Raw genomic sequence first — 23,302 nt, forward strand, 5'->3', positions numbered from 1 at the left:
GTCCCCGGGGCGGTCCCCGGGGCGGTCCCCAGGGCGGTCCCCGGGGTGGTACCGCCTGGCCGGGGCGGCAGCGAGCGGCACGGGAGAGCGGCGGAGACTAACCGCTGCCGGGGCTCCGGCAGCGTGGGGGACGTGGTCATGAATGGGACCGTAAGGCCATCGCCGCACACCTGTCAATTGAATGGCCGTGAACAATCCGCCGACCTTCCACGGTAATCCGAGGGCATGCCGCCCGGCTTTCTGTCAATTGCGCACCGGTATGCCGGGAGTTTTCCTGGCGAGTATTCGCGGGCATATTGCGGTGCTCTCTGTCAATTCAGTGCGAGTGAATCGGATTCCGTTTTCCCGGGGCTGTCGCGGGCATACCCGCGCGCCGTCGTCAACGCCGCGCACCGGCGTTGCCGGTCCGTGACCAGATGCACAGCTACGTCATATGCCCAGTTGAGTCCGCTCTCACGGAAGGCTCATGGGTCGTTCAGTCGGCGTACCTAGCGTCCCGGCCATGTTCTTCACATACCTCAGGCGCGAACTGCGCCGCCGCCGGAAGGCGGCCCTGGTCGTCTCGATGGGCCTCGCTCTCGGTATCGGGCTCGTCCTCACGGTGACCTCCGTCTCCGCTGGGATGAAGAACGCCCAGTCCCAGGTCCTCCACTCGCTCTACGGGCTGGGCACCGACGTCACCGTGACCAAGCAGGCCGCGGCCGGTCAGGGCGGCGGCGGCCAGCAGTTCGGTTTCCAGCACTCCGGGACCGGTACCCAGAGCAGCAGCTCGGACCGGCTCACGATCAGCTCCGGCAGCGCCACGCTGACCTCGGCGCAACTCGCGACCATCGGCAGGCAGAGCGGCGTGTCGGCGGCGGTCGGCTCGCTGTCGCTCAACGACGTCAAGTTCGACGGCAGTTTCAAGTTGCAGGGCGGCAGTACCGGCAGCACGGGCAGCACCGGCGGCACCGGTGGACCTGGCTCCAGCCAGGGTGAGCGTCCGAGCGGCAGCGGCAGCGGCGGCACCCCGCCGTCCGGTTCGGCCAACTTCAGCCTCAACACCTTCAGCATCGAGGGCGTCGACACCTCCAACCTGACCCTGGGACCGATCAGCAGTCTGGAGATCACCAGCGGGGTCAACTTCACCAGCGCCCAGAGCGACTCCCTGGTCGCGGTCGCGGACGCCTCCTACGCCAAGTCGAAGAGCCTGAGCGTGGGCGGCACCGTCACCATCGACGGCTCCAGCTTCAAGGTCATCGGCATCGCCACCGCCGCCAGCGGCTCCTCCACCGCCAACCTCTACATCCCGCTGACCAAGGCGCAGACCCTCTCCGGCCAGGCGGACAAGGTCACCTCCGTCTACGTCAAGGCGACCAGCTCGCAGCAGATCGCGGCGGTCAAGTCCGAGGTCCAGCAGGCGGTCTCGGGCACCACCGTGACCACCGCCGCGGACATGGCCTCCACCGTCTCCGGCTCCCTGTCCACCGCCGCCAACCTGGCCGACAACCTGGGCAAGTGGCTCTCGATCATGGTCCTGATCGCGGCCTTCCTGATCGCCTCGCTGCTGACCTCCTCGGCGGTCAACCGCCGGGTGCGCGAGTTCGGCACCCTGAAGGCCCTGGGCTGGCGCAGCAGCCGGGTCATCGGCCAGGTCATGGGTGAGGCCGTGGTCAACGGCCTGATCGGCGGCGTCCTCGGGATCGGGCTGGGGCTCGCCGGGGCGGCGGCCATCAGCGCCTTCTCGCCGAGCCTGAGCGCCTCCCTGGGCGGTTCCGCCGGGGGCGCCGCCGCGTCCGGTGGCCCGGGTGGCGGCGCCCCGGGTGGCGGCGGAGGGTTCGGCGGGCATGTCGCGCAGGCGGCCCAGGACGTCACCGTGCACCTGACCGCGCCGGTCACCCTGGCGTCCATCGGCCTGGCCGTGGCGCTCGCGGTCGCGGGCGGCCTGGTCGCCGGCGGCTTCGGCGGCTGGCGGGCCTCCCGGCTCCGCCCGGCGGACTCGCTGCGCCGCGTCGAATAGCCCCGAACCATTCTGACGAGGAGTCAATCATCATGTATCGCTTGAGTGGTGTGCAGAAGCACTACACCAGGGGCAAGCAGACCGTGCGCGCCCTCGACGGCGTCGACCTGGACATCCCCGAGGGCAGCCGCCTGGTCATCCAGGGTCCCACCGGCGGCGGCAAGTCGACCCTGCTGCAGATGCTGGGCGGCCTCGACCGCCCGACGGCCGGTACCGTCGAGCTGGCCGGCCACGACCTGGGCCGGATCAGCGAGTCCGAGCTGACCCAGGTCAGGGCGGAGCTGATCGGCTTCGTCTTCCAGAGCTTCAACCTGATCCCCACCCTGAACGCGCAGGAGAACGTGGAGACGGCGCTGGTCCCGCTGGGCACCGGCAAGGCCGAGCGGGCCCGGCGCGCCTCGGCGGCGCTGGAGTCCGTCGGCCTCGGCGACCGGCTCGGACACGTCCCGGCGGAGCTGTCCGGCGGCCAGCAGCAGCGGGTGGCGATCGCCCGGGCCCTGGTCAAGCAGCCGAAGGTGCTGCTGGCCGACGAGCCCACCGGCAACCTGGACGAGGAGACCCGGGACGACATCATGGTGCTGCTCGACGCCCTCCAGCGGGAGCACGGCCTGACCTTCGTCATGGTCACCCACGACACCGCCCTCGCTGCCCGGGCCCCCCGCCTCGCCACCATCCGCAACGGCCGGGTCACCGTGAGCGAGACCCAGCGCGCCTCCTAGCCCCGCCTCGCCGACGTCCCCGGCCCCTGGAACCCGTCCGGGGGCCGGGGACGTTCTGGCGGGGGCGGGGGCCGGAGATTCGGCCCGTCCGTCGTGTCGATCCGCGGCCGCGCCGTTCGACCTGGGATAGAGAGGGTCGAGCGGCGACCCTGGAGCAAGGAGACCGACGATGGCGAAGTACCTGCTGATCATGCGGGGCACGGACGAGTCCATGGCGAAGATGATGGAGACCCCCTTCGAGGAGATGCTGGAGACCGTGGGCCGCTTCAACGAGGAGCTGATCCGGGCGGGGGTGCTGGTCGCCGCCGAGGGGCTGGACGATCCGGGACAGGGCGTGGTGGTCGACTTCAGCGGGGAGACGCCGGTGGTCACCGACGGCCCCTACGGCGAGACGAAGGAGCTGTTCGGCGGCTTCTACCTGATCGACGTCGCGTCGAAGGAGGAGGCGGTCGAGTGGGCCCGGCGGCTCCCGGCCATCGCCGGGTCGAAGTGCGAGGTCCGGCGGGTGCCGGGGATCGACGAGTTCCCGCAGGACAACGAGTGGATCATCAAGGAGCGGGCGTGGCGCGAGCGGACCGGCCAGCTCTGATGCCCGAGGCTGTCGGCGGCCCGCCGAACGCCGACGCGGCGCGGCGGGCCGTCGAGGCCGTCTGGCGGATCGAGTCCGCCCGGATCGTCGGGGCGCTGGCCCGCTACACCGGCGACTTCGGGCTGGCCGAGGACGTCGCGCAGGAGGCGCTGGCGGAGGCGCTGGTCACCTGGGCCCGCGACGGTGCGCCGAGCAGTCCGGTGGGCTGGCTGCTGGCGACCGCGCGGCGGCGGGCGATCGACGCCTTCCGCCGCCGGTCGGCGCGGGACGAGCGGTACGCCGTGCTGGCCGGTCAGTTGGCGGAGGGCGAGTTCAGCGCGGGCGCGGCGGGGGCGTCCGCCCCGGCGGAGGACCTGCCGTGGGATCCCGACCGGGTCGACGACGACGTGCTCGCGCTGATGTTCACCGCCTGCCATCCGGTGCTCTCGCCCGAGGCCCGGGTGGCGCTCACGCTGCGGGTGGTGGGCGGCCTGTCCAGCGAGGAGATCGCCCGGGCGTTCCTGGTGCCCACGCCGACCGTGCAGGCCCGGATCACCCGCGCGAAGAAGACGATCGCCGCCGCGCGGGTGCCGTTCGAGCTGCCACCGGCCGAGGAGCGGCGGGAGCGGCTCGGCGGGGTACTGAGCGTCCTGTACGTGGTCTTCACCGAGGGCTCGACGGCGACCGAAGGGGACGGCCTGCTGCGCCCCGACCTCGCCTACGAGGCCGTCCGGTTGGCCCGGATGCTGGCCGCCCTGCTGCCCGCCGAGCCGGAGGTGTACGGGCTGCTCGCGCTGTTCGAGCTCACCGCCGCGCGCTTTCCGGCGCGCACCGGGCCGGACGGGGAGGCGGTGCTGTTGGAGGACCAGGACCGGCGCCGGTGGGACCGGGCGGCGATCCGCCGGGGTCTGGCCGTGCTCGGCCGGGCCGCCGCCGTCGGGCGGGGCCTCGGACCGTACGGGCTTCAGGCCGCGATCGCCGCCTGCCACGCGACCGCGCCCTCGGTGGCGGAGACCGACTGGGAGCGGGTGGTGCTGCTCTACGAGGCGCTCGGCCGGGTCGCCCCCTCGCCGGTGGTGGAGCTCAACCGGGCGGTGGCGGTGGCGATGGCGAGCGGGCCGGGGCAGGCGCTGGAACTGGTCGACGACCTGGCCGTCTCCGGTCGGCTGGCCGGGTCGTACCTGCTCCCGAGCGTGCGCGGCGAACTGCTGGCCCGGCTCGGCCGGACCGCCGAGGCCCGGGCCGAGCTGGAGCTGGCCGCCCGGCTGTGCCGCAACGCCCGGGAGCGGGCGGTACTGCTGCGGAAGGCGGCGGCGTTGGCGTGAGGCCCGCGACCGGTCCCGGTGGCGGGACGGCACTGCGGACCTCACCCATGGAGACCGCGTCACCGCGCCCGCTGGTGGCCAGCGGCCGATTCGCGCCGCTTGACGCCGGCTTCCTTCAGCATCTTCATGAGCTCGTCGTAGTCGCATCCCCCGCGCGCCATCAGCTCCGTGATGCTCGCGCGTGCCTCGTACTCGCTGGCCAACATGGCAGCGAGGGCGACGCGTTTCGGCCCGGACTTCGGGAGCGGCTTGCCACCGTCCCTGATCGGCATCACGCGCTGCTCCGCAGGTGCCCGACGTCCCGCGTCGTCGCCGACCACGTCACGACGCCACCCGCTCGTTCCGGGCCAGGCACCGGGGGCACTCGCAGGGGGGCATGCCGAAGGAGACCGGCAGCGGGTCCTGCCGCGTCGGCTCGTACTCGACCCGCCCCGAGACGGCGGTTCGCTCGCCATCGGCGGACACCCGGTAGACCCTCATGTAGATCACCGCGCGCACCCCCAGGGGGCGCCCGTGCCCGGAGCGGTGTACCAGTTGGCCTGATTCGCCTCTACTACCTGTTCGTCCATCGCTACCTCGGTCGCTTCCGACTACTCATTGAGGTGCGGACTTCACTGTCCGCATTCACATGGTCGCGCCGTGGACGTAGGATCCGGAAGGTAGTGACACTGGACAAAATCGCCATGTGAAATGGGTGAAGCACCTTGAGGGAAACGGATATTGACCCTTCGTCCTCCCCGCTTGCCGCGTACGGAGCGCAACTGCGGAGGTTACGCAAGGCCAAGGCGTTGACACAGCCGGAGCTCGGGAGGCTGATCGGCTTCAGCGCCACGTACGTGTCGTACCTCGAAAGAGGGGAGCGCCCCGCAACACTTCACATCTCGGTCAGCGCCGACAGCGCCCTGGAGAGCGGCGGCACACTCGAACTGATGTGGTGGGGGCTGCGCCACACGGCGCTTCTCGAAGGCTTCCCGGAGTTCGCTGCCCAGGAGGCGAAGGCGGTGAAGATCCGGACCTTTGAGATGGGGGTCATCCCTGGTTTGCTTCAAACTCCGGACTACGCAACGGCCTTGGCCGCCGCAGCGGTACGGCGCGGAGCCATCACCCAACAACAGGCCGACGAGCGGGTCGCCTTCCTGACTACTCGACAGGCACTCCTGGAACGCTCGCCCGCCCCTCTCTTCCATGCTGTCCTGGACGAGAGTTGCCTACGTCGCCCGGTCGGGGGCAGGGAGGCGATGACGCGGCAGCTTCAACACTTGGAGCGGATGGCCACACGACCGAAGGTGATCGTTCAGTTGGCCCCGTTCCACCTTGGCGAGCGCGCCCCGTTCACGCTCCCCGTATGGCTACTGACGATGCCGGATCGAACTGTCCTCGGCTACTCGGAATCGCAGCAACGTGGCTACCTTGAGCGGGAAAGCGACACGGTCGCGGCCTGGGAGAGAGACTACGATTGGCTTCAGGTTGAAGCGCTGTCCCAGGCTGATTCCCTCGCCATGATCAAAGATGCACGGAAGGACTTGTGCTCCTCATGACCGACCAACTCGACCTGTCCGGCGCTCCCTGGTTCAAGTCCAGCTACAGCAACAACGGTGGTGCGTGCATCGAAGCTGCCCCTGGCTTCCTCCCGGGTGCCGTTCCCGTGCGTGACAGCAAGGACCCCGAGGGCCCCGCCCTGGTCTTCGGGGCGGACGCCTTCATCGCCTTCGTCCAGGCGGTCAAGTCGGGCGAGTTCCCCGCCTGCTGAGCCAGACCGGTCACCCCCCTGAGCCCACCCGCGCGACGGCGCGCGTCCTGCGGCGCCAGGCCCAGGCGCGGCCGAGGCCGTAGCACAGCGCGCCGCCGACGCCGACGAAGAACCCGAGCGGCCACTGGGTCTCGTAGGAGGCGGCGACCGCCGTCCACACGGTGGCCAGGGCGACCGCGACGGACAGGCCCATGGCCGCCAGCGGCCGGTCGGTGAGGGAACGGGCGGTCCCGGCCGGGGCGATCATCAGGCTGAACATCAGGAAGGCGCCGACGACCGGCACGGTCATGCTGGTCGCGGCGGCGACCACGACCAGGAAGCACATCTCCATCCGGTGCGCGCGCACCCCGCGCGCCTCGGCCACCTCCGGCAGCACCGAGGTGAACAGCAGCGGCCGGTACAGCAGGGCGACGGCGGCCAGGCAGAGCACGCCGAGGACGGCCATCGGCCCGAGCTCGTCCGCGCTGACGCCGAAGACCTCGCCGAACAGCAGCGAGTAGATCTCGGGGGCGTACTCCACGCTCATGCTGAGGAACAGCGCGCCGAGCCCCAGCATCACCACCAGGGCCAGGGCGGTGGCCACGTCGTGGCGCCCGCGCCTGCCGAGCCAGCCGATGCCCAGCGCCCCGACCAGCGAGAACACGCCCAGGCCGAGGATGGTGTCGGCGCCGATCAGGGCGGCTCCGGCGGCCCCGGCGAAGGCGCCCTGCGGGATCGCGTGGGCGACGAAGGCCGATCCGCGCAGTACCGCGAAGAAGCCCACCACCCCGGCGACCACGGCGACCATGGAGGCGGCCAGCCAGGTGTCGACCATGAAGCTGGAGAACATCACGCCTCCGGGCGAGGATCGGGCAGGTGGGTGAGCAGGTAGCCGGCGAAGATCAGGACCACCACGAAGAAGCTGACCGGCCAGCCGCGTCGGACCGGCGCCCAGTAGTAGCTGTCGTAGGCCAGCAGGATCCCCAGCCAGGTCGCGGCCACCGCGATCGCGGCGGACAGGACCATGGCCCAGCCGGGACGCCGGGTCAGCCGCAGCGCGGTGGCGGCCGGGCCGATCAGCAGCGCGGTGCTGAGCACCGCGCCGATGGTCATCGCCGACAGCGAGACGGTGACCGCCAGCGCCGCCAGGTAGCAGCCGCCGACCAGCCGCACCGGCACCCCGCGCGCCGCCGCCAGGTCCGGATGGAGCGAGCTGAGCAGCAGCATCCGGTACAGCAGGACGACGACCGCCAGCACGAACGTGCTGAAACCGAGCACGAGTTGCACCGTCGGGCCGCTGATCACGAACATCGAGCCGAACAGCACCGTCATCGAGGCACCGGTGGTGTTGGACCAGGTGGTGTCCCAGTACAGGAACAGCGCCGCCAGTCCGAGCCCGGCCCCCAGCACGATGCCGGTGGCCAGATCCCGGCCGCGCGGGCGGCGGATCCCGACCGACTCCATGATCCCGGCGGCGACCACGGCGCTGCCGACGAAGCCCCACAGCGGGTTCAGCCCGATCAGGAACGCCCCGGAGCCGCCGGCGGCGCCGACGTCCGCCAGCGCGTGCCCGGCGAACGACTGCCCCCGGATCACCGTGAGTACCCCCACCAGCGCGGACACCGCCGCGACCGCGCCGCCCACCAGGACCGCCGTCCGCACCGCGTCGCTGCCGAACAGCCCGGGCTCGAACACCCAGTGCGGCACACCGCTCACCGGCCCCGCACCTCGCTGCCCGCCAGGGCCGCACCGGACCTGTCCGGGTCGGCGGCGCGCGGGCCGCCGACCACCAGGATCCGGTCGTGGACCCGCAGCACGTCCACCGGGTGCCGGTACAGGCCGGTCAGCACCTCGGAGCGGACCACCTCGTCCACCGTCCCGCTCACCGCCCGGCCGTCGGCCAGGTAGACGATCCGGTCCATCACCGGCAGCAGCGGGTTCATGTCGTGCGCCGAGATCAGCACCGAGATCCGCTGCTCGCCCGCGATCCGCGCCAGCAGTTCCACCACCTCCTGCTCGCCGCGCAGGTCCAGGTTGGCCAGCGGCTCGTCGAGCAGCAGCAACTTCGGCCCGCTGACCAGCGCGTGGGCGATCAGCACCCGCTGCTGCTCGCCGCCGGAGAGGTGGCCGACGCGGGCGTCGGCGAAGCCCCGGGCGCCCACCGCGTCCAGCATCGCGTCGACCAGGCGGCGGCGTTCGGCCGAGCGCACCGGCATGCCGAGCCGGTGGCCGTCCAGCCCGAGGGCGACCACGTCGCGGGCCCGCATCGGGACGTCCGGGTCGAGCAGCATCTTCTGCGGGACGTAGCCGACCAGGCGGCTGCGCCCGCTCCGGGGCCGACCCGCGACCAGTACCCGGCCGGTGGTCGCGGGCTGGAGCCCGAGGACGACCCGGAACAGCGTGGTCTTGCCCGCGCCGTTGGAGCCGATCAGGCCGGTCAACTCGCCCGCGCGGACGGAGAAGCGGATGTCGTCGAGGATCCGGCGGCCGGACAGGGCGACGCTGATCCCGTCGACGCCCAGGATCTCCGGGCGGTCGTCCTGGGACCGGGCCGACCCGGCCGACCCGGCTCCGGGCGTCACAGTTTCTCCGTGGACTGGCCGGTGGCCAGCGCCCGGCTCACCGCGTTGACCTCGGCCAGCATCCAACTCTGGTACGTGTAGCCGTCGGTGGGCATGGTCTCGTAGACGCCCACGACCGGGATGCCGTGCTGCCTGGCCAGGTTCTGGAACCTGGCCGTGAGCGAGTCGGTGACCTGCTGGTTGTACAGGAAGACCTTGACCTTGTGCTGGGTGAACAGCGAGGTCTCCAGGGCGGCGTCCTGCGGCGAGGGGTCGACCCCGTTCATGATGTCGGCCTGGAAGGACCACGGGGTCAGGTTGTCCGCCCCGATCGCGGTGAGCAGGTAGTCGGCCACCGGCTCGGTGGTGGCCACCGGCATGCCCGGGTGGGCGGCCTTGAACGCCGCGATCGCCCGGTTCCAGGGGGCCAGCGAGGCGTCGAAGGCGCTCAGGTCGGCTTGGAAGTACCCGGCGTCGGCCGGTTGGATCCGGGCCAGGTCGGCCGCGATGGCCCCGGCCACCTCGGGCATGGTGGCGGGGTCGTACCAGAGGTGCGGGTTGGCGGTGCTGTCCGGCAGTCCGAGCAGGCTCTGCACGTCGATCACCTGGCGGCTGGAACTGGGCGTCGCCTTCTCGACGGTGTTCATGAAGGTGTCGTAGCCGACGCCGTTCTGCACCACGAGCTGGGCGGAGCCGACCTCCTGGGCGACGGCGGGGCTGGCCTCGAAGGTGTGCGGGTCGGTGTTGGGGTCGCTCATGACCGCGACGGTCCTGACGTACTTCCCGCCGATCTGCGCGAGCACGTTCGCGTACTCGTTCTCCGCCCCGACCACGGTGATCGTGCCGCCGCCGCTCCTGGCAGCCGCCCCGTCGGCGCTCGCCCGGGGCTCGGCCGAGGACGAGCAGCCCCCGGCGAGCAGCGCCACCGTGATCGCGGCCGCGCCGACCGCTGTCCCGCGCCGGAGAAGTGCTGTCTGCCTGGTCATCGTGATCCGCTCCCCTAGGTCGTGCCGCGCCGACTGGTGCGGCAAGGCCCTGGCGAAACGATAATCATTTTCACCAAGCCTCGCAAGGAGCGGACGGGCGGACTGACCCGGCTCGGGATGGCCGGTGGCGATGTGTGGGTCAGCTGAGCGGTTCGATCAGGACCGCCGTGCCGTCGCCGAGCAGTTTCCGCATGTCGTCGGTGTCCGAGGTGAAGAGGGTCACCTGATCGGCGTTGGCGGCCTCGGCGAGGGCTACTGCCGCCAGCACGGCGTCGATGGCGTACTTGTGGCCGTGGAGCCCGGCGCGGGTCAGCAGGAGGCGTGCCGTGCGCACGATCGGGTCGCTGGTATGCACCACGGTGATCCTGGACAGTGACCAGTCCCACAGTGGGTGCTGCGCACCGCGACGGGGGTCGAAGGACTCAAGCGTGGTCAGGGCCGAGGTGGCGACGCGAATGCCGAGTTCCGGTGCGATCTTGATGATCTGCTTCAGCTCCCTGTCGCCTCGTACCGCTCGGGAAAGCGCCTCCGAGTCGAAGACGTAGGTGCGTTGCAGGGGAGTGCGGATGCCGCGCGGAGTCACGCGGCGTCGGTGGAGCGGTGTGCCTCGTGGCGCGCGTCGATGGCGGCCACCCTCGCATGGGCGTCGTCCCAGTCGGCTTCCGTCATGACGCCGTGTTCGGCCTCCAGTCGGTCCCCGAGTTCGCGCAGTCGGTCGAGTTCGTCCTGACGTTGCAGCGCCTGGGTGATGTACGCGGAGAACTCCCGGTCCTTGACCCGGCCCCGAATCGACGCGACGAGTTCCTCGGGCACGGTCACCGTGATCTTCTTGGTCGCCATACTTCAAATCTTACCACCGGGCGGGCGCTGTGAGCCGGTGTGGGGAGGTCAGATTTCGGGGGACATGACAATAGTTCGGGGGCGATCGGGCAGGAAGGTGCCAGGCCCGGGCGGGGGCGGTGCGGTGGGGCGGGGGCGCGGTTAGCGTCCTGGTGTTGCCGCAGCGATCGTCCGACGGCCGTGGACGGCGCTGCGTTCCGTTCCCTGTACGAGGAAGGAATTCCCATGAAAATCCTGCCCCGCACACGTCTGGCGGCCCTCGCCGCGACCGCCGTGGTCACCGGCGGCCTGTTGGCCACCGGTGGCGCTGTCCAGGCCGCCACCGTGCACCTGGACACCGCCACCCACGCCGGAATGACCTGGACCGTGGCCAGCCAGCAGTCCAACGGCGAGGTGCATGTCAGCTACGACGCCACCACCAACGCCTACCAGGGCGACACCCCGGCCACGGCTGTGCTGCCGGTGCTGTGTCTGGTCGCCAACGGGGCTCCGGCGCCCGCCGACGTCACGCCCGGCTTCTACGCCGGCTGGGCCGAGGGCTGGGTCAGGCTGACCCCCGCCGTCTCCGGCACCACGCTGACCAGCGAGGCCACGGCGGACGCGCTGTGTGCCACGGACTTCGGCACCGGCGCCAAGGAGGCCGAGTTCCACGCCGGCCACTACGGGACGGGCCTGGCCAGCACCGGCGGCTGGTCCTTCTGGGCCTACGGCACCATCCCCACCGGGGTCCGGTTCTGGGTCGCGATCGACGACCAGCAGGCCAACCCCTGGGACTGACAAAGGAGTTGCCGATCCACTGACCGACCCCCGCCCGGTGCGCCCCGCGCGCGCCGGGCGGGGGCGCGCCGGTTGCGGCCAAAAACCCCCTGATGTCCGGCCGCCGGGATCCCTACCCTGATATGACATGACTTCAGATGGCTTAGGCCACTTACCCGTTGAGAAGACGCGCGGGGAAACCGGGCCGCTGCTCGGCGCGGCGGCGACGCTCGGATTCCTGGAGCGGGCCGCCGCGACCCTGGCCTTCGAATGCCTGGCGGTGCTGCCGATCGAAGGCTGTGCCACCGTCAGCCCCCGTGCCGCGCAACCGCTTTACCGGCGAGCCCTGGCCGGTGGCGTGCAGCTGCGGATCCTCTATCCGGAGCGGGCCCGTGGCAGCAGCGGGGTGCGTGACAGCGCCCGGCGTGCGGTCGCCCAGGGCGCCTCGGTGCGGACCGTGGCGATGCCGCCGCCGAACATGTTCATCTTCGACCGCAGGCTGGTCCTGCTGCCGATGGACCAGGGCGACCGCAGCAAGGGCTCGGCGCTGATCGGGGACGACAGTGTGGTGTCGGCGCTGCGGCACTCCTTCGACCAGGCCTGGAGCGCCGCCGAGCCGCTGGGGGAGCCGGCCGATCGCGGTCCGGAGCTGACCGACACCGAACTCCGGCTGCTGCGGCTGCTGGCCGCCGGGAGCACCGACGAGCGGGCCGGGAAACACCTGGGCATGTCGCTGCGGTCGGTCCGGCGGATGACCGCGCGGCTGATGGAGCGGCTGGACGCGGTCAGCCGCTTCGAGGCCGGGTGCAAGGCCGCCCGCCGGGGGTGGCTCTGACCGTCCGACGTCACTGCGCCGCCTGCTCCGGGGCGCAGCCGCAACTCTCGCGCAGGGCCAGCGAAACCGGCAGCATCAGCGACAACGGCTTGCGCTCGTCCCCGGTCAGACGCTCCGTCAGCAGCCGCACCGCGTCCTCGCCCATCTGCCGCAGCGGCTGCCGGACGGTGGTCAGTGACGGGCGGACCATCCGCCCCAGCGGGATGCCGTCGAAGCCGGTGACCGCGATGTCCTCCGGCACCCGGACGCCGCGCGCGGACAGCTCCTCCATCGCGCCCACCGCCATCTGGTCGTTGTCCGGGACCGGCAGGCCCGCCTCGCGGCAGGCCCGCCTCGCGGCAGGCCTGCCGGTAGCCCCGGAACCGTCGCCAACTACGAGCGCTACGGCGACCCGACCACCGACGCCCTGCTGGCGCGGCTGAAGGCGACCAGCGATCCGGCCGCGCAACAGCAGATAGTCGACCAGCTGCAGAGCGTGGTCTACAACCAGCTGCCCGCGATCACGCTGTTCTACGGCGGCCTGTGGGGCCTGTCCAGTGACAAGGACTTCACCGGCTGGCCGGACGCGGTCCCGGACGCGGCGGGCGTGCTGGCGTACCGGGAGGGCGCGCACGTCGGCTACCGAGGCTGGCTGCGCTCCGGCGCGGTCCCGGCCGCGCCCTTCGGCCACGGTCTGGGCTGGACCGACTGGGCGTACCACGCGGCCTCGGCGGTCCGCGACGCCGCCTCGGGCGACGTGCGGGTCGAGGTGACCGTGGAGAACACCGGCGCCCGGGCGGGCGCCGAGGTGGTCCAGGTCTACCTGTCCGCGCCCGAGGGCGACGCCCTGGACCGCCACCGGGGCGTGGACCCTCCCGCACGGCGACTACGCCGTCCACATCGGCCGCTCGGTCACCGACCAGCGGCTGGGCACCACCGTGGGGATCACCTGACAGTCCCCCACCGAGGCGCCCCTCCCGCCCGCACCCTCCGCGTCGTGCCGAACGTGTCGCGGAGGGTGCGGGCGGCGTCACGCCCACCGACGTCGCCCGCCGGACGTCGCCCCCGCTCAGAGTGCGTCGCTGTGCGGGTTCCGGGCGCCGCGCAGGACCATGTAGGGCTCCTGGTCGGCCGGGTGGCCGTTGTCCATGGCGCGTTGCCGGTCCAGTTCGGCGTTGATCTCCGCCCCGAGCAGCAGCGCCAGGTTGGACAGCCAGACCCAGATGAGGAAGGTCACCAAAGCCGCCAGGCTGCCGTAGACCCGGTTGTACGAGCCCAGGTGCGAGGTGTAGAGGGCGAACCCGGCCGAGGCGGCGGCCCAGGTCAGCACCGCGACCGCGCCGCCGGTGGTGCCCCAGCGGAACGGCTGCCGGGCGTTGGGCGCCAGCCAGTACAGCAGCGCGACCAGCAGGCTGAGCAGCGCCATCAGCAGCGGCCACTTGCCCCACTGCCAGGCGGCGAGCGAGGCCTGGCTCACGCCGAGCGCGTGGCCGACCCGGCTGGTCAGCACGCCGCTGGCGATGACCAGCCCCATGACACCGGTCAGCAGCAGCAGCGCCAGCACGGTCAGGCCGACGCGCAGCGGCAGCAGCACCCGCAGCGGTCGGCCCTCGGGCACGTCGTAGACGGCGTTCATGGCCCGGATGAACGCGGCGGCGTACGCGGAGGCCGACCACACCACGCCGAGCAGCCCGAACAGCCCCGCCGCGACGTGCTGCCGCTGCAGGTTGGCCAGCAGCTGGGCGACCAGGTCCCGGGCGGGGCCCGGCGCCAGCTGCCGGACGTTGCGGATCAGCGGCGCGGTGGCCGAGGGCCCGACGGTCCCGAGCGCGGAGATCACCACCAGCAGGGCGGGCACCAGCGACAGCACGGCGTAGTAGGTCAGCGCGGCGGCCCGGTCGCCGAGGTTGTCCTCGCGCACTTCGCCGAGGACCCGGCGCATCGCCGGACGCCACGAGCTCATGGTTGCCGCTTCCCCCTGGTCCCCGCTGTGGCGCGTCGCAGCCAGGGTAGCCGCTCGCGGTCGGGCGGCGCGGGTCACCGTCACCCGGAGGTGTGTCATGACTCCGGCGCGACGTCGGCCCGGTCCGCCGGAGCGGTGGCCGGGTGGGCGGCGAAGACAACCGTCCGTTCTGGAGAACGGGCAGGTCAGAGCCGTGATGGTGGCGGCGTCGGCCCGGCTTGCGGACTCGCGGGTATCGGGCTTGAGTGGTAGTAGTCCGGCGCCCCCATCGAGGAGGAACCATGGCCCACCACAAGTCCAACAAGGCGGTCGAAGGCAACCCGGACACCGGGCACGGGGGCGGTCTGCCCCGGCGTCCGGACGAGCGGGACCTGGAGGAGCGGACCGAGGAGGAACGCGCGGAGGCGGGCCTGGACCCGGAGGCCGACGCGGGCCCGGACGCGCAGTACGCGGACGAGGAGGCCGAGGTCGACCGCGAGGCCGGGCGCGGTGAGGTCGCCACTGACGCCGGAACCCACCGGAAGGCCCGCGAGAACTTCCCGCCGACCGGCTACCCGACCTGAGCCGTCCGCGGCATTCCGGGCACGCTGGAGCGCCACTTCGGGGTGATCCTCAGCGCGGGCCGCTGCCCGCGGGTCCGCCTTCCGGCGGTCCCGGCACGGCGCCGGTGGAGGCCCGGGGCAGCAGCTGGGTGGCCAGCTCGATGTGCAGGGTGTCCACGGTGTGGCCCTCCAGCAGCCGGGTGAGCAGCGAGACGGCGAGCCGGCCCATCTCCTCCAGCGGCTGGCGGACGGTGGTCAGCGCCGGGATGGTGCTGTGGCTCAGGCTGCTGTCGTCGAAGCCGGTGACCGAGAGGTCCTCGGGGACCCGCAGCCCGCGCTCGTGCGCCGCGCGCAGGATGCCCACCGCGACCTTGTCGTTGAAGCCGACCAGCGCGGTCGGCCGGTCCGGCAGGTCGAGCAGTTCGCAGGCGGCGCGGTAGCCGTGCTCGGTGCTGGGTTCGACGCTGCGCCGCAACCGGGGGTCGGGCAGCGCGCCGGTCTCGGCCAGGGCCGAGGTGTGGCCGACCGCCCGGGCCTCGCTGGCGAGCCACTCGGTGGGGCCGCCGATCACCCCGATCCGGCGGTGGCCGAGGGCGGTCAGGTGCGCGGTGACGCTGCGGGCCCCGGTGAAGTTGGCGGCGGAGACGGAGGCGATGTCCGGCGGCAGCGTGGTCCGCGGGTCCACCACGACGAAGGGGAAGCCGGTCGCCCGCAGCGCTTGGAGTTCGGCGCCCGGCTCCGGCGGCAGGATCAGCACCGCCCCGGCGATGGTCGGGTCCTGGTTGAGGCCCGGCAGCACGTGCGCGGCCTGGGCCGACACGCCCGCGCCGAGGATCATCCGCCGCCCGTGCAGGTCCAGGGTGTCGGCGATCGAGGTGACGATCACGCCGAAGTAGTCGCTGAGCACGTACGGGCAGCGGACGTAGACCGCGCCGTCCCGGGAGCCGCGCCGGGCCGGGGCGGGCGCGCCCAGGCGCTCGACCGCCTGCCGGACCAGTTCCTGGGTCTCCGGGGCGACCTGCACCCTGCCGTTCAGCACCCGCGACACGGTCGCGATGGAGACCCCGGCCTCGGCGGCGATGGCCCGGACGGTGACGTGGGCGGCTCTCGGCCTAGCCATGTGTTACAGCGTTTCGTTTCATGAAACGGACCCTACTCCATGATCCTCAGCGCCGGGAAACCCGCCCGAAATTCCGGAGAACGACAGGGGAGTGCCGGTGAAAACCCTTGACAGTCCCCAGTCACTGGCGCTTATCTGTGTTTCGCACGGTTTCCAGGAATTGTTTCACAATGTTTCATGGATGCGGGTTGCCAAGCGGAGCTCCGGTCGCGGCGGTGGGGTCGCGACTTCCGGGGGCCGAAGGCCCGCTCCGCCGTCGGCGGCGCAACGGCGCCGACGGCGGATTCCCGGGATCCGCGCCGCACGGGAAGCAGCGGCCGGTCCGGGGGACGTCGTCAGGCGCCCTCCGGACCGGCCGTGCCCGGCCGTGTGCCGGGACCCGCCCGCCTGCGGGTCCCGAACGCCTCAGTGAAGGCCTCAGTGAAGGAAGGACTCCTTTGTCCCGCATCTTCCACATGTCGCGTACCAGGGTCGTCCCGGCGGCGCTGGTCGCGGCGGCGCTGGTCTCGGGCTCGGTCATGGGACTGAGCACCGCCCACGCCGCCACCGGTGGGGCTGCCGTCTCGGTCTGGGAGACCACGGCCGACCAGAGCCAGCTGCTCGCCCCGCAGACCGGCGCGGTGTTTGCGCCCGGCGGCGGAACCGGCAGCGAGACCATCACCGTCAACCCCGCCACCAGCTACCAGTCGATGACCGGCTTCGGCGCCTCGCTGACCGACTCCTCGGCCTGGCTGATCGCCAACTCGCCGCAGCGCAACGCCATCATGACCAAGCTGTTCGACCCGAACCAGGGCATCGGCCTGGACTTCCTGCGGCAGCCGATCGGCGCCTCGGACTTCTCGCTGTCCAGCTACAGCTACGACGACATGCCGGCCGGTCAGACCGACCCGACGCTGGCGAACTTCTCGGTGGCGCACGACGACAGCTACATCATCCCGCTGCTCCAGCAGGCGTTGAAGCTCAACCCGTCGACCACGGTGATGGCCACGCCGTGGAGCCCGCCGGGCTGGATGAAGACCAGCGGCTCGATGGTCGGCGGCACCCTGAACACCGCCGACTACCAGGCCTACGCGAACTACCTGGTCAAGTTCCTTCAGGCGTACCAGGCGCAGGGGGTGCCGGTCTCCCTGCTCACCGCGCAGAACGAGCCGGAGTACTCGCCGTCCAACTACCCCGGATCGACGCTGACGGCCAGTCAGGAAGCCACGCTGATCGGGAACTACCTCGGTCCGGCGCTGAAGGCGTCCGGGCTGGGCACCAAGCTCCTTGCCTACGACCACAACTGGAACGACACCAGCTACCCGGAGACCATCCTCGGCAACGCGACCGCCGCCCAGTACGTCTCCGGCGTCGCCTGGCACTGCTACTCGGGCGACCCCAGCGCGCAGACCACGGTGCACGACGCCTACCCGGGCACCGACACCTACTTCACCGAGTGCTCCGGCAGCCAGTCGGCGAACCCCGCCAACACCTTCTCGGACTCGCTGGACTGGCAGACCGAGAACCTGATCATCGGCGCCACCCGCAACTGGGCCAAGTCCGTGGCGACCTGGAACATGGCGCTGAACCCGAGCGGCGGCCCGTCGATGAACTGCACCACCTGCACCGGTGTGGTGACCGTCGACAACACCGCCGGGACCGCCGCCTACAACGCCGAGTACTACTCGCTCGGCCAGGCCAGCAAGTTCGTCAAGCCGGGCGCGGTCCGGATCGACTCCAACACCTTCGGTTCCGGTGACGTCGAGGACGTCGCCTTCCAGAACCCGGACGGCTCGGACGCGCTGGTGGTGCTCAACTCGGACACCGCCAACGCGCACACCTTCAACGTCTCGGAGAACGGCCAGGCGTTCACCTACACCCTGCCCGCGAAGGCGGTGGCGACCTTCACCTGGACGCCGGGCACCAGCGGCGGCGGCGCGATCAACCCCAGCGCCTGGTACCAGGTGGTCAACACCAACAGCGGCAAGTGCGTGGACGCCACCGGCGGCGGCACCGCCAACGGCACCGCCGTCCAGCAGTGGTCCTGCACCGGCGGCAACACCAACCAGGAGTGGCAGTTCCAGCCCACCGACAGCGGCTTCTACAAGGTGGTCACCCGCAACGCCCCCACCGAGGCCTGGGACGTGACCGGCGGTGCCGGAGCCACCGGCAACGGCGTCCCGATCCAGCTGTGGAGCTACGGCGGCGGCATCAACCAGCAGTGGGAACCGGTGCTCAACGCCGACGGCAGCTACAGCTTCTCGCCGCGCAACAACACCGGTGAGTGCCTGGATGTCACCGGGGTCTCCACCGCCGACGGGACCAAGTTGCAGCAGTGGTCCTGCACCGGCGGCGTCTCGCAGAAGTTCACCCTGAACCAGGTCGGCTGACCTTCCCCGACCCCGGACCCCGTGCCGCTCGCCTGCCGCCCTCCCCGGCGGGCGAGCGGCACGGCCGCGTTCACCGGCCCCGCCGTATATAGTGAACGCAGCGTCCGGAAAAAGGGGAGGCACGGATGGACAGGTCCCACAGCGAGGTGCGGGAGTCGGAACCGGGTACGGTCCGGGTACCCCCGGCCCCGGAACCCGAACTGGCGCTCTCGCCCGCCCGACTGCGGCTGGTGATCCTGGTGCTCGCCACCGGCTGCGGACTGGCGGTGGCGAACATCTACTACGCCCAGCCGCTGCTCGCCCCGATCTCCGCGGCCTTCGGGGTCAGCCAGGGCAGCAGCGCGCTGGTGGTCACCCTCACCCAGCTCGGCTACGCCCTCGGCATGGTGCTGCTGCTGCCGCTGGGCGACCTGCTGGAGAACCGGGCGCTGGCGGCGCGCACGCTGCTGGTGACCTCGGTGGCCCTGGTCGCCGCCGGGCTCGCGCCGGACTTCGGGGTGTTCCTGGCCATGTCGGTGCTGGTCGGCGCGACCTCGGTGGTCGCCCAGATCCTGATCCCGTTCGCCGCGCACTTCGCCCCCGAGCAGCAGCGCGGCCGGGTGGTCGGCACCGTGATGAGCGGGCTGCTGCTGGGCATCCTGCTGGCCCGCACCGTCTCCAGCCTGGTCGCGGCCGCCTGGGGCTGGCGCACCATCTACCTGGTCTCCGCGGTGCTGATGGTCGCGCTGTCGGTACTGCTGCTGCGGGTGCTGCCGAAGCGGCAGCCCCACCACAGCGGCGGCTACCCGCAGCTGATGCGGTCCATCGTCCGGCTGGCCCGGGAGGAGCCCGCGCTGCGGCGCCGGGCGCTGTGCCAGGCGCTGATGTTCGGCGCGTTCAGCTGCTACTGGACCTCGGTCTCGTTCGAGCTGATCGGGCGGCACCACCTGGGCCAGGTCGGCATCGGGGTGTTCGCCCTGGTCGGCGCGGCGGGCGCGGCGGCGGCGCCGCTGGCCGGACGCCTCGGCGACCGGGGGCACGGCCGCCTCGGCAGCGGCGTGGCACTGCTGCTGGCGGTGGCGGCGATGCTGCTGGCCTGCCTCGGCGCGGGCAACCTGCTGCTGCTGGCGCTGTCCGGGGTGCTGCTCGACCTCGCGGTGCAGGGGCACCAGGTGTTCAGCCAGCGGGAGATCTACGGACTGCGGGCGGACGCCCGGGCGCGGGTCAACACCGTCTTCATGACCTCGGTGTTCCTCGGCGGCGCGCTGGCGTCCGGGGTCTCCGGCGCCGTCCACGACTCCTACGGCTGGACCGGGGTCACCCTGCTCGGCGGTGCCCTGCCGCTGCTGGCGCTGGCCGTCTGGGGGGTCTCGACGGTACGCCAGCTGCGCGCCGAGGCCCGGCAGCGGCTGGTCTGACCGGGCCGCTCAGCCCGCTCCCGCCGGGATCGGCGGCTGCGGGCGCAGCCCGTTCAGCAGCTGCCGGACCATGGTCGCCGCCAGTCCGTCGTGCAGCGGCTCGTGCCCGATCAGCAGTCGGTAGTAGACCGGGGCGAACAACTGGTCGACCGCGGCCGGGATGTCGGTGGCGGGGTCCAGTTCACCGCTGGCCACCGCCGCCGTCAGCAGCCGGATCACCACCTGGCGGCGCGGGCGGATCCAGCGCTCCTCCAGCGCCGCCCTGATGTCCGGGTCGGCCTGGGCGGCGGCCACCAGGTCGGCCATCAGCGGCCCCGACTCGGTCTCCCGGAACAGCCGCGCCAGCACGCCGAGTTGGGCGGTCAGCTGTTCGCTGAGGGTGCGCTCCGGGTCCACCACGATGGTGTGCGTGCTCCGGCTGAAGAAGCTCTCCAGCATCACATGGGCGCGCGACGGCCACCACTTGTACACGGTGGCCTTGCTGACCTGGGCGCGGGCCGCGATGGCCTCCATGGTCACCGCGTCGATGCCGCCGGTCACCAGCAGGTCGGCCGCCGCGTCCAGCACCGCCGCCCGGGCGCGCTCGCTGCGCGGGCGCCCCCGGGAAGCCCCTGCCGCCGCCTCGCCCATGGGTGTCCCTCCGCCGTCCGCGCTGCCGTGGCCACACCGTACAACAGCGTCCCCGACCCAAGATCGCGACCCGAGATCGCGGCCCGGCGGCGGCGCCCCGGTTCGCCGGACACGCCCGCGCCTCACCGACGGGAGGAGTCGGGAGGACTAGCCTTTCTCCGCGCATAACGGGCGCGGAGAGGCGGGTGCCATGAGCCCGATCAGCAACTCGTGCCAGCTGTTGACCATCGCACTGGCGTTTGTGTTCGCCCTGGCGACGCTACTGCTGTGGAACCGGCTGCCCGGTCCGCGCGCGGTGCGCGCGGCCGGTCGGGCGGTACTCCTGGTCGGCGGACAGCTGGCGGCCACGGCCGCCATCCTGGTGTGGATCAACATCGCCAGCGGCGGACTCATCGTCACCTGGCAGGACCTGCTCGGCAACGAGAGCACCCGGGGCGGTGTCTTCGCCGGTCAGTCCGGCGCGGTGGCCCTGGTCGGGCGCACCGTGCCGAAGGCCGTGCTGCTCACCGGGTCGACCCCGACCCGGCGGCGGTTCCGCCCGGCCGCGGACGGCTTCCGGGTGACCACCCTGACCGGGCCCGGCTCCGGGATCACCGCCCGGGTCTACGTGTGGACGCCGCCGCAGTACGCGGCCGACCCGGGGCGGCAGTTCCCGGTGCTGGAGCTGCTGCACGGGGTGTGGGGCTCACCGCAGGGCTGGATGGGCCCGATGAACGTGGTGGCCCACCTGGAGGCGGCCGAACGCGGCGGGCAGGTCCACCCGTTCATCCTGGTCGTCCCCCAGGTCACCCCGGTCCGCGGGCACACCACCCCCGGGGACAACGAGGAGTGCAGCGACATCCCCGGCGACGCCCGGGTCGGCACCTGGCTGACCCGGGACGTGCGGACGATGGTGCTGGACAGCTTCCGGGCCGAGCCGGGGCCGGAGAGCTGGGGCCTGATGGGCTACTCCACCGGCGGCTTCTGCGCCGCCAAACTGGTGCTCCAGTACCCGGACCTGTACCGGGCGGCGGTCTCGCTCTCCGGCTACTACACCCCGGACTCGGTCGAGCTGACCGACGATCCGGCGCTCGACCGGGAGAACAGCCCGCTGTGGCTGGTCGGGCACACCCGGACCCCGGCGGTCTCGCTGCTGATGACCGCCAGCGACCAGGACCTGGTGGACCCGGCCGCGGAGACGGTCCAGATGATCGCCGCCGCCCGGACCAACCCGCTCGCCCGGGACACCGACGTCCAGTCCTTCACCGCACCGCTGGGCGGCGGCCACAACCAGAGCGCCTGGGAGAAGATGCTGCCGACCGCCTTCACCTGGCTGTCCCAGCGGCTGACCGGACCCACCTGACGACCGCCGAAGCCGAGGAACTCTCATGCAACTCACCAGTGGGACACTCCAGTTCACCACGATCGCGGTCGCCGTCCTGGTCACCTGCGGGGCGGTGCTGCTGTGGAACCGGGTCCGCGGACCGCGTCCGCTGCGGGCGCTGGCCCGGGTCGGACTGCTGGCGGGCAGCTACGCGGCGACCGCGCTGGCGGTGCTGATCTCGGTCAACATCGCCTACGGCGGTCTGATCGTCAGCGTCAGCGACCTGTTCAGCGACCCGAACGCGACCCCGGTGCGGCACGCCGGGCACCGGAACCCGGCCGACATCTTCCTGATCGACCGCCCGGCACCGGACTGCCATCCCAGCCCGGTACCGCTGCCCGGGTACTGCCTGGAGGAGCCGCCGGGCGACGGCTGACCGGCCCGGCCGGGCCACCGCGCGGTGGCCGCGGCCGGGGCCCTAGCGGAAGGCGCCGGACGAGCGGTCGACCCGCACGTCCAGCAGCGACTCAAGGTGCCCGGGCTGGTCCACCGGGGGCGAACCCTCCGGGCGGTAGCGGGCGGTGTGGCTCTCCCAGTGGAAGTAGCCGGCCATCCAGGCGGCCAGGCCCTCCGCGTACCGCTCGACGGCCCGCCGCTGGACCCGGTCCAGGCCCAGGCGTACGCACATCTCCGGTACCTCGTGCGAGAGTTGCTGGTACTGGTCGATCATCCACTGGGTCTCGGCCTGCACCGCGGCGGCGGCCTCCGCGCGCCCGCACTGCCGCTGGTGCTGCAGGATCACCACCAGGTTGTACACGTCGCCGCGGGGTGCCTCCTTGTTGTAGGAGTACACGTCGTTGCTGAACGCGGGAGCGTCGGCGGCGAGTTGGCGCATCAGCTTGAGCTGCGGGCTGTGGAAGGCGGCGGCCGGGATCTCGTCCGCGAACCGCTCGATCATGTCCAGTACCGTCTCGGTGCCGTCCGCACCCCGGCGCAGCATCAGGTACGCCGACCGGTCGGGGACGTCCACCGAGGACTCGGTGGCCCGCAGCCGCCCCAGCGCCTCGCTCGGGTGCGCGGAGAAGTACCACTCCCAGTTACTCGCCGCCCGCGCCCGCCAGCGTGGGGACATCCCCTCGGAACAGCGCCGCCACAGGTCCGCGAAGGAGGAGTTCACCGGTGAGTCGGGGATCCGCTTGGTGTCCCCGTGGACGATGGCGACCAGCGAGTCGCAGGCCTGGGTGACGTCGGCCGGGCGCAGCCCCAACTCGCCGTCGAACTGGTCGTCGAAGAGGAAGTAGAAGCTGAACAGGTCGGTAGCCAGGGCAAGTTCGTCGGCATCGAGGTCCGGAAAGCTGCGCGCGGCAAGGTCGGGCATGTCCCAGCGGTGGTAGAGCTCGATCGCCTCGGGGCTGGTGAGCATGCCGTGCGACTGGAGCCAGTCGAGGTTGTGCGCGGTGGCTGATGCTTGATGGGTGCTGATGCGCCTGGGGAAAGGGAGGTTCAGCTCCACGATTGGATTGCATCTCCTCTCACAGTCGGACTCAAGTGTTCACGACGCTACTAGAAAGTGTCACTTTCAAGCAGTCTGCAATCAGTCACTCGGCCCTGGGACAGCGGGGTGGGGGTGCCGGGTTCCGACACTGGCGAAGTCCAGTGATACGACGTCAAAAGGTATGTG

General features: G+C 71.8%; 25 protein-coding genes and 1 pseudogene. 13 read left to right on the forward strand and 13 right to left on the reverse strand.

Annotated elements, in window-relative coordinates; all coding sequences use genetic code 11:
- The first annotated feature begins 502 nt into the window (after positions 1-502).
- The 4 genes from GXP74_RS03400 (at position 503) to GXP74_RS03415 (ending at position 4,611) form a co-directional block, all read left to right on the forward strand.
- Positions 503-1,999 (forward strand): ABC transporter permease, encoded by a 1,497-nt coding sequence (locus tag GXP74_RS03400; RefSeq protein WP_182449924.1) that lies wholly within the window; start codon positions 503-505, stop codon positions 1,997-1,999.
- 32 nt (positions 2,000-2,031) lie between these two features.
- Positions 2,032-2,718, forward strand: coding sequence for an ABC transporter ATP-binding protein (locus tag GXP74_RS03405; protein ID WP_182449925.1), 687 nt, complete (start codon positions 2,032-2,034; stop codon positions 2,716-2,718).
- A gap of 169 nt (positions 2,719-2,887) precedes the next feature.
- The gene (locus GXP74_RS03410) at positions 2,888-3,307 is read left to right on the forward strand and encodes a YciI family protein (RefSeq protein ID WP_182449926.1); all 420 of its coding nucleotides are present in this window, start codon (positions 2,888-2,890) and stop codon (positions 3,305-3,307) included.
- On the forward strand, positions 3,280-4,611 hold the full coding sequence (locus tag GXP74_RS03415) for an RNA polymerase sigma factor (RefSeq protein WP_225447690.1): 1,332 nt from the start codon (positions 3,280-3,282) through the stop codon (positions 4,609-4,611). The genes GXP74_RS03410 and GXP74_RS03415 overlap by 28 nt, the downstream gene beginning before the upstream one ends.
- Before the next feature lie 59 nt (positions 4,612-4,670).
- Here the strand turns inward: GXP74_RS03415 and GXP74_RS03420 are convergent, their stop codons facing one another.
- Entirely contained in the window at positions 4,671-4,931 is a 261-nt protein-coding gene (locus GXP74_RS03420) for a helix-turn-helix domain-containing protein (RefSeq protein ID WP_182449927.1), read from the reverse strand.
- Between the two features lies 1 nt (position 4,932).
- Complete coding sequence (locus GXP74_RS03425; RefSeq protein WP_182449928.1) at positions 4,933-5,100, reverse strand: hypothetical protein; 168 nt, start codon at positions 5,098-5,100, stop codon at positions 4,933-4,935.
- A 215-nt stretch (positions 5,101-5,315) separates the two neighbouring features.
- On the opposite strand from GXP74_RS03425, the gene GXP74_RS03430 reads away from it, so the two are divergent.
- The gene (locus GXP74_RS03430) at positions 5,316-6,149 is read left to right on the forward strand and encodes a helix-turn-helix transcriptional regulator (RefSeq protein ID WP_182449929.1); all 834 of its coding nucleotides are present in this window, start codon (positions 5,316-5,318) and stop codon (positions 6,147-6,149) included.
- Positions 6,146-6,361: a DUF397 domain-containing protein gene (locus GXP74_RS03435; RefSeq protein ID WP_182449930.1), complete on the forward strand. Its 216-nt coding sequence runs from the start codon at positions 6,146-6,148 to the stop codon at positions 6,359-6,361. The genes GXP74_RS03430 and GXP74_RS03435 overlap by 4 nt, the downstream gene beginning before the upstream one ends.
- Before the next feature lie 10 nt (positions 6,362-6,371).
- On the opposite strand, the gene GXP74_RS03440 is transcribed toward GXP74_RS03435, so the two are convergent.
- The 6 genes from GXP74_RS03440 to GXP74_RS03465 all read right to left on the reverse strand — a co-directional run bounded on the left by GXP74_RS03440 (position 6,372) and on the right by GXP74_RS03465 (position 10,727).
- Positions 6,372-7,190, reverse strand: coding sequence for a metal ABC transporter permease (locus tag GXP74_RS03440; protein ID WP_182449931.1), 819 nt, complete (start codon positions 7,188-7,190; stop codon positions 6,372-6,374).
- Entirely contained in the window at positions 7,190-8,056 is an 867-nt protein-coding gene (locus tag GXP74_RS03445) for a metal ABC transporter permease (RefSeq protein WP_182449932.1), read from the reverse strand. Before GXP74_RS03445 ends, GXP74_RS03440 begins: the two co-directional genes overlap by 1 nt.
- On the reverse strand, positions 8,053-8,922 hold the full coding sequence (locus GXP74_RS03450; protein WP_182449933.1) for a metal ABC transporter ATP-binding protein: 870 nt from the start codon (positions 8,920-8,922) through the stop codon (positions 8,053-8,055). The genes GXP74_RS03445 and GXP74_RS03450 overlap by 4 nt, the downstream gene beginning before the upstream one ends.
- Positions 8,919-9,887, reverse strand: coding sequence for a metal ABC transporter solute-binding protein, Zn/Mn family (locus tag GXP74_RS03455; protein ID WP_182449934.1), 969 nt, complete (start codon positions 9,885-9,887; stop codon positions 8,919-8,921). Before GXP74_RS03455 ends, GXP74_RS03450 begins: the two co-directional genes overlap by 4 nt.
- 139 nt (positions 9,888-10,026) lie before the next feature.
- Positions 10,027-10,470, reverse strand: a complete 444-nt coding sequence (locus GXP74_RS03460) for a PIN domain-containing protein (RefSeq protein WP_182449935.1) — start codon at positions 10,468-10,470, stop codon at positions 10,027-10,029.
- Positions 10,467-10,727 (reverse strand): hypothetical protein, encoded by a 261-nt coding sequence (locus GXP74_RS03465; RefSeq protein ID WP_182449936.1) that lies wholly within the window; start codon positions 10,725-10,727, stop codon positions 10,467-10,469. The genes GXP74_RS03460 and GXP74_RS03465 overlap by 4 nt, the downstream gene beginning before the upstream one ends.
- A 225-nt stretch (positions 10,728-10,952) precedes the next feature.
- Between GXP74_RS03465 and GXP74_RS03470 the strand changes: the two genes are divergently transcribed.
- The gene (locus tag GXP74_RS03470) at positions 10,953-11,504 is read left to right on the forward strand and encodes a flagellar hook-length control protein (protein WP_182449937.1); all 552 of its coding nucleotides are present in this window, start codon (positions 10,953-10,955) and stop codon (positions 11,502-11,504) included.
- Positions 11,505-11,631: 127 nt separating this feature from the next.
- Positions 11,632-12,318 carry a DUF6879 family protein gene (locus GXP74_RS03475; RefSeq protein ID WP_182449938.1) on the forward strand — a complete coding sequence of 229 codons (687 nt, stop codon included), beginning with the start codon at positions 11,632-11,634 and terminating at the stop codon, positions 12,316-12,318.
- Between the two features lie 10 nt (positions 12,319-12,328).
- Here the strand turns inward: GXP74_RS03475 and GXP74_RS03480 are convergent.
- Positions 12,329-12,683: pseudogene (locus GXP74_RS03480) on the reverse strand (LacI family DNA-binding transcriptional regulator); the annotation flags it as partial.
- Positions 12,684-13,366: 683 nt separating this feature from the next.
- Entirely contained in the window at positions 13,367-14,260 is an 894-nt protein-coding gene (locus GXP74_RS03485; RefSeq protein ID WP_182449940.1) for a YihY/virulence factor BrkB family protein, read from the reverse strand.
- Positions 14,261-14,541: 281 nt separating this feature from the next.
- Between GXP74_RS03485 and GXP74_RS03490 the strand changes: the two genes are divergently transcribed.
- Positions 14,542-14,823, forward strand: coding sequence for a hypothetical protein (locus GXP74_RS03490; RefSeq protein ID WP_182449941.1), 282 nt, complete (start codon positions 14,542-14,544; stop codon positions 14,821-14,823).
- Positions 14,824-14,872: 49 nt separating this feature from the next.
- Here the strand turns inward: GXP74_RS03490 and GXP74_RS03495 are convergent, their stop codons facing one another.
- A complete protein-coding gene (locus GXP74_RS03495; RefSeq protein ID WP_182449942.1) occupies positions 14,873-15,922 on the reverse strand; it encodes a LacI family DNA-binding transcriptional regulator in 1,050 nt (349 codons plus the stop codon).
- A gap of 455 nt (positions 15,923-16,377) precedes the next feature.
- Here GXP74_RS03495 and GXP74_RS03500 point away from each other — a divergent pair, with 455 nt between their 5' ends.
- Both GXP74_RS03500 and GXP74_RS03505 read left to right on the forward strand, forming a co-directional pair.
- Positions 16,378-18,291 (forward strand): RICIN domain-containing protein, encoded by a 1,914-nt coding sequence (locus GXP74_RS03500; protein ID WP_182449943.1) that lies wholly within the window; start codon positions 16,378-16,380, stop codon positions 18,289-18,291.
- 125 nt (positions 18,292-18,416) lie between these two features.
- Positions 18,417-19,688 (forward strand): MFS transporter, encoded by a 1,272-nt coding sequence (locus tag GXP74_RS03505; RefSeq protein ID WP_182449944.1) that lies wholly within the window; start codon positions 18,417-18,419, stop codon positions 19,686-19,688.
- Positions 19,689-19,697: 9 nt separating this feature from the next.
- On the opposite strand, the gene GXP74_RS03510 is transcribed toward GXP74_RS03505, so the two are convergent.
- On the reverse strand, positions 19,698-20,318 hold the full coding sequence (locus tag GXP74_RS03510) for a TetR/AcrR family transcriptional regulator (RefSeq protein ID WP_182449945.1): 621 nt from the start codon (positions 20,316-20,318) through the stop codon (positions 19,698-19,700).
- Positions 20,319-20,508: 190 nt separating this feature from the next.
- Here GXP74_RS03510 and GXP74_RS03515 point away from each other — a divergent pair, with 190 nt between their 5' ends.
- Together GXP74_RS03515 and GXP74_RS03520 are read left to right on the forward strand one after the other, a co-directional pair.
- Entirely contained in the window at positions 20,509-21,660 is a 1,152-nt protein-coding gene (locus tag GXP74_RS03515) for an esterase family protein (RefSeq protein ID WP_182449946.1), read from the forward strand.
- 25 nt (positions 21,661-21,685) lie between these two features.
- Entirely contained in the window at positions 21,686-22,057 is a 372-nt protein-coding gene (locus tag GXP74_RS03520; RefSeq protein WP_182449947.1) for a hypothetical protein, read from the forward strand.
- Between the two features lie 42 nt (positions 22,058-22,099).
- On the opposite strand, the gene GXP74_RS03525 is transcribed toward GXP74_RS03520, so the two are convergent.
- Positions 22,100-23,134: a terpene cyclase gene (locus GXP74_RS03525; protein WP_182449948.1), complete on the reverse strand. Its 1,035-nt coding sequence runs from the start codon at positions 23,132-23,134 to the stop codon at positions 22,100-22,102.
- Positions 23,135-23,302: the final 168 nt, after the last annotated feature.

Origin of the sequence: Streptacidiphilus sp. P02-A3a (assembly GCF_014084105.1) — a bacterium.
Lineage (GTDB): Bacteria > Actinomycetota > Actinomycetes > Streptomycetales > Streptomycetaceae > Streptacidiphilus.